Here is a 9,855-nt window from a genome sequence, read left to right as displayed (position 1 = left end):
GTTGAGGCTGACGGCCGACGTTTCTTGGACTTTGGCGCAGGGATCGCCGTGAATGTTCTGGGTCACGCCAACCCGATTTTGACCAAGGCACTGACCGATCAGGCGTCTCAACTTTGGCATGTCTCAAACCTCTACCATATCCCCGCGCAGCAGGCGCTGGCGGACAAATTGGTTGATCTGACCTTTGCGGACACGGTGTTTTTCACCAATTCCGGCACCGAATGCTGCGAACTGGCCGTGAAGATGGCCCGCAAGTATTGGTTTGAGAAAGGCGAGGATCGGAGTGAGATCCTGGCCTTTGACGGCGCTTTCCACGGTAGGTCTTCCGCCGGGATCGCGGCAGCTGGGTCCGAAAAGATGACCAAAGGCTTCGGCCCGTTGCTCCCCGGCTTCACGCATTTGCCGTTTGGCGATCATGATGCGCTGGCTAAGGCGATCACCAACAAGACCGCCGCTGTCATTGTTGAACCGGTGCTTGGGGAGGGTGGCATTCGCCCGCTTCCTGATGCTTGTCTCAAAGGTTTGCGCGATCTGTGCGACAAACACGGTGTCCTGCTGATCCTTGACGAAGTGCAATGTGGTGTTGCCAGAACCGGCAAGCTTTTTGCCCATGAATGGTCCGGCATCGCGCCCGACATCATGATGGTCGCCAAAGGCATTGGCGGGGGCTTCCCCCTAGGCGCAGTGTTGGCCGCTGAGGACGCTGCAAGCGGAATGACTGCAGGAACGCATGGCTCCACCTATGGCGGCAACCCGCTGGGATGTGCCGTCGGCAATGTCGTCATCGACATCGTCGCCGCGCCGGAGTTTCTGGATGAGGTGAACCGCAAAGCGGGGCTCTTGCACCAAAAGCTCGAGGGGCTGGTTGCCGAAGTGCCGGAGGTGTTCGACCATGTCCGCGGTTCTGGCCTGATGCTTGGCCTCGTCTGCAAGGCCACAAATATGGATGTGGTGAATGCCGCCTACGCCGCCGGCCTCCTGACCGTTCCGGGGGCGGAGAATACCGTGCGGCTTTTGCCTGCGCTGAACCTTACCGATGACGACATCGCAGAGGCGGTTGAGCGGCTCCGCAAAGCGGCGGCATCCATCGCGTAACCCATTCACCAAAAAAAGTTTCCATCCTCTCAAGGATCACCCATGACCGATTTTCTCGACATACACAAAACTTCCCCCGCAGAGCTGCGGGCCATCATCGACACCGCGCAAACCATGAAATCTGCCCGCGCTGGGCGTCCCAAGGGCGCGCCTGACGACGATCAGCCGCTCGCGGGCCATATGATCGCGCTCATCTTTGAAAAGCCCTCCACCCGCACCCGCATTTCCTTCGACGTTGGCGTCCGTCAGTTGGGCGGCGAAACCATGGTCCTTTCTGGCGCGGACATGCAGCTGGGCCACGGTGAAACCATCGCTGACACCGCCCGCGTGCTTAGCCGCTATGTCGACATGATCATGATGCGGACGTTTGAGGAGGATACACTCCTCGAAATGGCGGAATACGCCACGATCCCTGTGATCAACGGCCTCACCAACCGCACGCATCCTTGCCAGATCATGGCCGACGTTATGACGTTTGAGGAACATCGCGGCCCGATCAAAGGCAAAAAGGTCGTTTGGTCCGGCGACGGCAACAACGTCTTTGCCAGCTTCGCCCATGCGGCCAAGCAATTCGAATTCGATCTTGTCTTCACAGGGCCAGAACCGCTCGACCCCGACCGCTCCCTTGACGGGCTCTATGAGATCATCCGCAACCCGCAAGAGGCTGTCGCTTGCGCCGACCTCGTTGTCACCGATACTTGGGTCAGCATGCACGATCCCCAATCGGCGCGGGAACGGCGTCACAACCAGCTGCGCGGCTATCAGGTGAACGATGATTTGATGTCTCATGCTAACTCTGATGCTCTCTTCATGCACTGCTTACCCGCGCACCGCGATGATGAGGCGACGTCGTCTGTCATGGATGGCTCGCATTCGGTGATCTTTGATGAGGCGGAAAACCGTCTACACGCCCAAAAGGCGATCATGCGACACTGCCTTGGCGTTTAACGCTTGTGTGGCTTGGCCCGCAGCGTCGGGTCAGCTACGGTTGGGTCTTCTGGCCACGGGTGCTTTGGGTACCGTCCCCGCATATCGCGCCGCACATCTGCATAGGATGTCGCCCAAAACCCCGGGATGTCTTGCGTCGTTTGCACCGGCCTTTGCGCAGGCGACAAGAGCGTAATTCGTAGTGGCTTCGACCCCACCATCGGATGTGTCGTTTGGCCGAACATCTCTTGCAATCTCAGCGCAATCTCCGGCGCGGGACCGCTGTAATCAATGGGGATCTCCCGTCCGAGAGGTGTCGTGAAATGCGCGGGCACCTCCGTATCCAGCCGCTGAATTTGCGGCCAGTCAAGCATCGCGCGCAACGCGGGCAGGGGATCGAACGCTTTCCAGTCTTCTGCCGTTTTCACCCTGTCGAGATAGGGCAAGAGCCAGCCCTCAAGCCCTGCCAACAGGCTCTCATCATCCATCGCGGGCAATCCGTCCAGCAGCGCAACGCGCGCCCGAAACCGTTCGGCCGTTGGCGTCAGACGCAATCCAAGCTGCCGCACCCCCAGCAGCATTGCTTGGGCAATATCGCCCGCAGGCACGTCCTTCCAAATCCGGTCTTGTAGCGTGATCTGGCCGAACCGCTCCTGCTGTCGGGCCAAAACACGCCCCTCACGCCGCGACCACTCGCATATGCCAACCCAGCCGATCTGAGCGCCGTAAATCTCCCGCAACTCTGCTTCTGTGACAGGCGCGCCGAGCCTGATCTTGGCCTCCCGCGCATCGCCATCGAGGTCACACGCCACGATCAACCGCTGCCCTGCCAGCACCTCCCCCGCGTCCATCACCGCGCCTTTGCCGCCCGACAGGACATAACGCGGGTCATCGCCCTTGCGCCGCAGCCCGACCCTGTCAGGGAAGGCGAGCGCCAATTGCTGCCCCACGGACAACCCCGCCTCCGGCCCCCCCAACTTGGCAAAGCGCTTCGCATCCGGCCCGATCTCCTTAAACCGCGCGTCGCCAAAGGCCATCGCTCTCAACCGCGTCTCAAGATCAACGCCCACCCCCTGCATCGGATCGCGGTGGCTCAGAAGCGCCGCCAATGGCGCGGAAGATGGCCCCGCCCGCCGCAGCATGTGTGCCAAACGCGGGTGCAGTGGCATCCGCACCACGTCCGCCCCATGTGGGGTCAACGCGCCATTCGCTAAACACCCCAAATCCCCCAGCAGCGCGCGCGCTTCTACCAATCCTTGCGCGGGCGGCGGGGTCAACAGCGCCATATCCTCTACAGCCCTGCCCCATTGCGCCAGTTCCAGCGCGAGCCCCGCCAAATCCGCCGTCTCGATCTCTGCCGGTGGAAAGGCGGGCAGCGCCCCTTCCTCTGCCTTGGCCCACAATCGGTAGCAAATCCCTTCAGCCACACGGCCCGCGCGCCCCGTCCGCTGTGTTGCCTCCGCACGGCTCACAGGCTCCGTCACCAGCCGTGACATGCCGGAGCGTGGGTCAAACCGCGCCCGCCGCGCGCGACCGGCATCCACCACAACGCGGATGTCTTCGATGGTTAGCGATGTTTCCGCAATAGATGTGGCCAACACCACCTTCCGTTTCGGCCCCGTACCGGGCCAGATCGCTTCCTGCTGCTGGGCAAAAGGCATGGCCCCATAAAGTGGCAATACCTGACAGTCCCGCAGCTTGGAGGTAAGCCTGGCCTGCACCTCCCGAATTTCCCCCGCACCAGGCAAAAACACGAGGACACCACCCTTCGTCTCCACCACCGCTTGCGCCACCAGTTCAGTCGCGGCGCCCACAAACCCCCACCAGGTGAGCGGTTTGCTTAAGGGCCTCTCCAACCACCTCACATCCACCGGAAAGGCACGCCCCTCCGATGTCACCACGGGCGCTTCGTCCAAAAGCGCTGCGACAGGCGCGGCCTCTATGGTCGCCGACATCACAACCAGCTGCAAATCAGGCCGCATCGCCTGCCGAACTTCCCACACCAGCGCGAGCCCCAGATCAGCATTGAGCGAGCGCTCATGAAATTCGTCAAAGATCACGGCCCCGATGCCAGTGAGCTCTGGATCGGCTTGCACCATGCGGGTCAAAATCCCCTCAGTGACGACCTCGATCCGACGGCCTGCAACCGATGCACCGCGCATCCGGTAGCCAACGGTGTCTCCAGGTTTCTCCTCCAGCTGCTCCGCCAATCGCTCCGCCGCCGTCCGCGCGGCCAAGCGGCGCGGCTCCAGCATGATGATCTTGCCGTCAACCTCAGACAGCATCGCCAATGGCACGCGGCTTGTTTTGCCCGCGCCCGGTGGCGCCTGCAAAACCACGCGGCCCGCTTGGGCCAAAGCTGCCAAAACCTCCGGCAGCACCTCTTCAATGGGTAAATCGCTCATGGCCTCATATCGCCCGCATATCCCTCTGCAGGCAAGCCGATCTTCTTTCGCGTCAAATACCTCGGCCGGAGGTATGAAAAAAGCCCGGTTGCAGTAGCAACCGGGCCCTCTATCTCAAATCGCGGGTGGGCTTACGCCGCAGACGCCTTTGAAATCTCTTTCTTCACCTTCAACGCGTTGGCAGAAAGCTCCGCGTCCTTTGCTTTTGCAAGAAACGCATCAAGTCCACCACGGTGATCGACAGAGCGCAGCGCCGCATTGGAGATGCGGAATTTGAAAGCGCGACCCAGCGCGTCAGACTGAAGCGTTACGTCCTGCAGGTTTGGCAGGAAGCGACGCTTGGTCTTATTGTTGGCATGGCTGACGTTGTTGCCAGACATCGGCCCTTTTCCAGTAAGCTCGCAACGGCGTGACATGAGCATCTTCCTTCGTCTTTGTCGGCGTCCACAGGCCCGATTGGCGGGACGCTGGTCAACAGGTGGGCGACCTCGCATCGCAGGGCCATTAATTCAATCCGCGCGGGATAAGAGGATTCCTCCGACCGGTCAAGTGGCATTCTCCAAAAATGGCGTATGGAACGTCAGTTCCATACCTTTTGGAAACGGCACGTTAGATTTTCGCCGTCACTTTTGCAGCCGCTGCCGTCGCTGTTATCTCGCCACGGCTCACCGCATCCTCGACTTTCGCAATTTCCGCACGGATTGCCGGATCGCGGTAAAGCCGCTCCAAAAGCTGCAAATGCACTTCTTCCCCAAACCAATAGCGCGCTTGATCGGCGCGGGTTCGGTCCCAGATGCCGGAGGTTTTGCGCCACTCTGCCAACTCTTGCATCGCCGCCCAACCAGCGTCTAAGCCATCCGCCTCAAGCGCCGATACCGTCAGCGCCTTTGGGTAGCCATCTGGATCTTGCGCGCGTTTGCGCAACAGCCGCAGCGCGCCTGCGTAATCCGCGCAGGTCCGGATCGCTTGCGCTTTCAAATCGCCATCGGCCTTGTTGACCAAAATAATGTCCGCCATCTCCATGATGCCGCGTTTGACGCCTTGAAGCTCATCCCCACCCGCAGGTGCCAAAAGCAACAGGAAAAGGTCTGAAATCTGGGCCACAACCGTCTCGGACTGGCCAACGCCCACGGTCTCCACCAACACAATATCGTATCCGGCGGCCTCGCAGAGCGCGATGGCCTCCCGCGTACGTCTTGCCACGCCCCCCAATTGTGATTGGCTGGGGGAGGGGCGGATGAAGGCATTGGGATCGCGCGACAGCCGATCCATCCGCGTCTTATCGCCCAAAATCGACCCGCCAGAGCGGGCGGAGGAGGGATCGACCGCCAAAACAGCGACTTTTAGCCCCTGATCGGTCAGCATCAGACCGAAACTTTCGATAAACGTCGATTTTCCAACACCGGGCGTACCTGACAAACCAATGCGGATCGCCTGCCGCTCTGAACCCACAGCTGACAACAACGCTGTCGCCGCCGTGCGATGATCCGCACGCCCACTTTCGACCAAAGTGATCGCACGGGCGAGGGCGCGCCGCTCTCCGGCGCGAATGCTTTCTGCAAGCTTCAGGATCTTTGCGTCTGTCATGGTGCCGTTCTGCCCAGTCCCGCGGGCCAAGTCTAGCCCATGATCTCTGCCACCAATGCAGGCACAACCTCTATGGTGGGGCCATAGCGGTGCTGCGTGAAAGACTATTGCACGTCAGAGGGCGCCAAATTTAGCTCCAATGTGTCTGCGCCAGACGCATCAGCCAGTTGCATGAAACCGGCCGCCGGATAAACTGCGATGCTGGTGCCGATTGCAACGAAGAGGTCGCAACTGATCAGATGCTGCTCAATCACCTTCATGTGATAGGAATTTCACCGAACCAGACGATGTCGGGCCGCGTCGTGGCCGCATCGCATCGGGGGCAGGCGGGTGGCACATCGGCAAACCGCCTTACACGCCCATACAAAACGAAGGCCGCGAGCTGGTGCGCGATATGTCAGACCTGCGCGCACGGCAGTTCACAGTCGCGGATTTCTATGACTTCGATCTGATCCTCGCGATGGACGCGGACAACCGCGCCGACATCAAACGGCTCAGACCCGCTGGAAACGCCACACCCGTTCAGCTTTTTGCAGATGGTCCTGTCCCTGATCCCTGATACACGCGGGATTTCGACGGTGCTTGGGCCATGATCGAAGCGGCAACGGACGACCTTATCAGCCGCAAAGTTGTTCTGAGCGCTGGGTGAAGACTTTGTAGCGGTCCCAGAACCGTTCATCGCTGTGTCGATCTGATTGCCGCGTTTGCTGGGCTAGTTCTGGATTGGTAAAAAACTCTGCCGCGCGGATCTGGTCTGATCCATTCAAAGTTGCGTTGGCCGCTTGCTGGACGCAGGCGCAGAGCATGCGTGTTGCCGCACTCCGATCCGCCTCTATGCAAGCGCGGCCCACTTCCCCCGTCACGCGCGGCCCGCAAGAGGCCACAGCCAAGAACGATAATCCGAAAAAGATGCTGCGCATGACGTGTCCCAATGTGTTCTTGCCTGCCTGCTTAGAACTATATGGCGATTCCCTCTCTCAGCAATGAACGAAACCGTGGGATACGCGATTGCTCGCGGGGTCTTGATTTCGCACCGCTTTCTGGTGACGGTCACGTGACCGGTGGGAGAGGGGACGATGAGCGATTTTGTGGCACTTTTGGGCGTGCGCGGCGGGCCAGCGGTCCGGCCTGGTTCTCATATGCCGACCTCAAATCTCGTGGTGATGAATGATCTTACCATCGTGCTGGATGCTGGCATTGGGGTGATCCGTGGCATTTGTGATCAGGGCGTGCGTCTCATTGATATTGACGTGATCCTGATCTCTCACCTGCATTCGGACCACTATGCCGAACTTGGCCCACTGATCCACACCGCTTGGACAACAGGCCTCACCCGACCGCTCACCGTCTATGGCCCCAAAGGCCTTGCCGACTATTGGCACCACTTTCAGCAAGCGATGATGGCCGACAATGCGCTGCGCGTGGAGAATGAAGGCCGCGTCGATCTAGCAACGCTCATCACTATTGTCGAGATTGAGGAGGGCGACGTGTTCACCCAAAAGGGCATCACCGTCACGGCGCTCCGCAACCATCACCCGCCGATCGACCACAGCTATGCCTTCCGCTTCGAGACTGCCGACAAGCGGCTCGTCGTCTCTGGCGATACAACTTTTATCCCCGAAATGATCCCTTTCGCCCAAAACGCGGACGTCTTCGTCCATGAAGCCATGCTCACCGAAGGCGTCGAAGCCATCGTCAAACGCAACCCCAATGGCGATGACCGCCTGCGCCAGCACATCCTGCGTAGCCACACCACCGCGCAAGACGCCGGACGCATCGCGACGGAGGCGGGCGTCAAACGCCTCGCGCTCACCCATCTCGTCCCCGACGACCTGCCAGAGTTCACCCACGCCGACTGGATCGAAGCCACGCGACAGACGTGGGATGGCCCGCTCGACATCGGCATTGACGGGCTCAAAATCGAATTCTGACGCCCCTGACACAACGCCCCATTGACGGACCGCCAAAACCCTTACATATCCCAGCTATGACTGACCTTTCGCGTATCCGTAACTTCTCCATCGTGGCGCACATCGACCACGGGAAATCCACGCTCGCCGACCGCCTGATCCAAGACACCAATACCGTCGCGGATAGGGATATGAAGGCGCAGCTGCTGGATTCGATGGACATCGAACGCGAACGCGGCATCACGATCAAAGCCAACACCGTGCGGCTTGAATACACCGCCGAGGATGGGGAGACGTATATCCTCAACCTCATCGACACGCCGGGCCACGTGGATTTCGCCTACGAAGTCTCCCGCTCGATGCGCGCGGTCGAAGGCTCGCTTCTGGTCGTCGACAGTACCCAAGGGGTGGAGGCGCAGACGCTCGCCAACGTCTACCAAGCCATCGACGCGGATCACGAAATCGTCCCCGTCCTCAACAAGATCGACCTGCCAGCATCCGAGTGTGACCGCGTGGCCGAACAGATTGAGGATGTCATTGGCATCGACGCCACCGACGCGATCCAAGTCTCCGCCAAGACCGGAGTCGGCATCAAGGAAACGCTTGAAGCAATCGTGCAGAAACTGCCCGCGCCTGAAGGCAACCGCGATGACCCGCTGAAAGCCATGCTGGTCGACAGCTGGTATGACCCGTATCTGGGCGTTGTCGTCCTTGTCCGCGTGATCGACGGGGAAATGCGCGTCAAAGACCGTGTGAAATTCATGTCCAACGGCACGATCCACCAAATCGACCGATTGGGCGTCTTCCGCCCTCAGATGGCCAACATCGACGTGCTCGGCCCGGGGGAGATTGGCTTTATCACCGCCTCCATCAAACAGGTGCGCGACACCCGCGTGGGTGACACCATCACATCAGAAAAGAAAGGCACCGAAACCCCGTTGCCGGGCTTCAAACCGTCCCAGCCTGTGGTCTTCTGCGGTCTCTTCCCCGTGGACTCCGCCCAGTTCGAAGATCTGCGCGACGCCATCGATAAACTGGCGCTCAACGACGCGAGCTTTTCTTATGAGATGGAAACCTCTGCAGCCCTCGGCTTTGGCTTCCGCTGCGGGTTCCTTGGCCTTCTACACCTCGAAGTCATCCGCGACCGTATTGAGCGGGAATATGACATCGAACTCATCACCACCGCGCCCAGCGTGATCTACAACGTCTACATGCGCGACGGCACGATGATTGAGCTGCACAACCCCGCCGATATGCCCGACCTCACCCACGTCGATCATATTGAGGAGCCGCGCATCAAAGCGACGATCCTTGTGCCGGATGAATACTTGGGCGACGTGCTGAAACTCTGCCAAGAGCGACGCGGCGTGCAGGTGGATCTAACCTATGCGGGCAGCCGCGCGATGACGGTCTATGACCTGCCGCTCAATGAGGTGGTCTTTGACTTCTACGACCGCCTGAAATCAGTGACGAAGGGCTACGCATCATTCGACTATCAACTCACCGGCTATCAGGCCGACAACCTCGTCAAGATGAGCGTTCTGGTGAATGAAGAGCCGGTGGATGCGCTCTCCATGATGGTCCACCGCGACCGGGCAGAGATGCGCGGCCGCGCGATGTGCGAAAAGCTCAAAGAACTCATCCCCCGCCACATGTTCAAAATCCCGATCCAAGCGGCGATTGGCGGCAAAGTGATCGCGCGGGAGACGTTGTCAGCGCTCCGCAAAGACGTGACCGCGAAGTGCTATGGCGGCGATGCGACGCGGAAACGCAAGCTGTTGGACAAGCAAAAGGCGGGTAAGAAGAAAATGCGCCAGTTCGGGAAAGTGGACATACCACAGGAAGCTTTTATTTCCGCTCTAAAAATGGACAGCTGAAAGCTGACCATTTTTGAGCGAGTGCGGGAAAACGTTTGGCAAAGCCAAATGCAG

General features: G+C 59.8%; 10 protein-coding genes. 5 read left to right on the top strand and 5 right to left on the bottom strand.

Annotated elements, in window-relative coordinates:
* Together ACTF5F_RS02730 and argF are read left to right on the top strand one after the other, a co-directional pair.
* Positions 1-1,095, top strand: a 1,095-nt coding sequence (locus tag ACTF5F_RS02730) for an aspartate aminotransferase family protein (RefSeq protein WP_438955350.1), incomplete at its 5' end; no start/stop codon positions are given.
* Between the two features lie 42 nt (positions 1,096-1,137).
* Positions 1,138-2,043: an ornithine carbamoyltransferase gene (gene argF / locus ACTF5F_RS02725; RefSeq protein ID WP_438955349.1), complete on the top strand. Its 906-nt coding sequence runs from the start codon at positions 1,138-1,140 to the stop codon at positions 2,041-2,043.
* Here the strand turns inward: argF and hrpB are convergent.
* From hrpB to ACTF5F_RS02705, 4 genes are all read right to left on the bottom strand, one after another.
* Positions 2,040-4,427: an ATP-dependent helicase HrpB gene (gene hrpB / locus ACTF5F_RS02720; protein WP_438955348.1), complete on the bottom strand. Its 2,388-nt coding sequence runs from the start codon at positions 4,425-4,427 to the stop codon at positions 2,040-2,042. The genes argF and hrpB overlap by 4 nt on opposite strands.
* Positions 4,428-4,558: 131 nt before the next feature.
* The gene (gene rpmB, locus ACTF5F_RS02715; protein ID WP_438955347.1) at positions 4,559-4,843 is read right to left on the bottom strand and encodes a 50S ribosomal protein L28; all 285 of its coding nucleotides are present in this window, start codon (positions 4,841-4,843) and stop codon (positions 4,559-4,561) included.
* A gap of 193 nt (positions 4,844-5,036) precedes the next feature.
* Positions 5,037-6,014: a methylmalonyl Co-A mutase-associated GTPase MeaB gene (gene meaB / locus ACTF5F_RS02710; RefSeq protein WP_438955455.1), complete on the bottom strand. Its 978-nt coding sequence runs from the start codon at positions 6,012-6,014 to the stop codon at positions 5,037-5,039.
* A gap of 104 nt (positions 6,015-6,118) precedes the next feature.
* A complete protein-coding gene (locus tag ACTF5F_RS02705; RefSeq protein ID WP_438955346.1) occupies positions 6,119-6,274 on the bottom strand; it encodes a hypothetical protein in 156 nt (51 codons plus the stop codon).
* A 50-nt stretch (positions 6,275-6,324) separates the two neighbouring features.
* On the opposite strand from ACTF5F_RS02705, the gene ACTF5F_RS02700 reads away from it, so the two are divergent.
* On the top strand, positions 6,325-6,573 hold the full coding sequence (locus ACTF5F_RS02700; protein WP_438955454.1) for a hypothetical protein: 249 nt from the start codon (positions 6,325-6,327) through the stop codon (positions 6,571-6,573).
* A gap of 58 nt (positions 6,574-6,631) precedes the next feature.
* Here ACTF5F_RS02700 and ACTF5F_RS02695 read toward each other — a convergent pair whose 3' ends face one another.
* Positions 6,632-6,934 (bottom strand): arginine transporter, encoded by a 303-nt coding sequence (locus ACTF5F_RS02695; protein WP_438955345.1) that lies wholly within the window; start codon positions 6,932-6,934, stop codon positions 6,632-6,634.
* A gap of 156 nt (positions 6,935-7,090) precedes the next feature.
* On the opposite strand from ACTF5F_RS02695, the gene ACTF5F_RS02690 reads away from it, so the two are divergent.
* Both ACTF5F_RS02690 and lepA read left to right on the top strand, forming a co-directional pair.
* Entirely contained in the window at positions 7,091-7,945 is an 855-nt protein-coding gene (locus ACTF5F_RS02690; protein WP_438955344.1) for an MBL fold metallo-hydrolase, read from the top strand.
* A gap of 56 nt (positions 7,946-8,001) precedes the next feature.
* Positions 8,002-9,801: a translation elongation factor 4 gene (gene lepA / locus ACTF5F_RS02685; RefSeq protein ID WP_438955343.1), complete on the top strand. Its 1,800-nt coding sequence runs from the start codon at positions 8,002-8,004 to the stop codon at positions 9,799-9,801.
* Positions 9,802-9,855 lie beyond the last annotated feature (54 nt).

The organism is Cognatiyoonia sp., from assembly GCF_965661665.1.
Classification (GTDB): Bacteria; Pseudomonadota; Alphaproteobacteria; order Rhodobacterales; family Rhodobacteraceae; genus Cognatiyoonia.
Note: the sequence above shows the minus strand (reverse complement) of the source record. Positions and strands in the feature narration are given on the sequence as shown.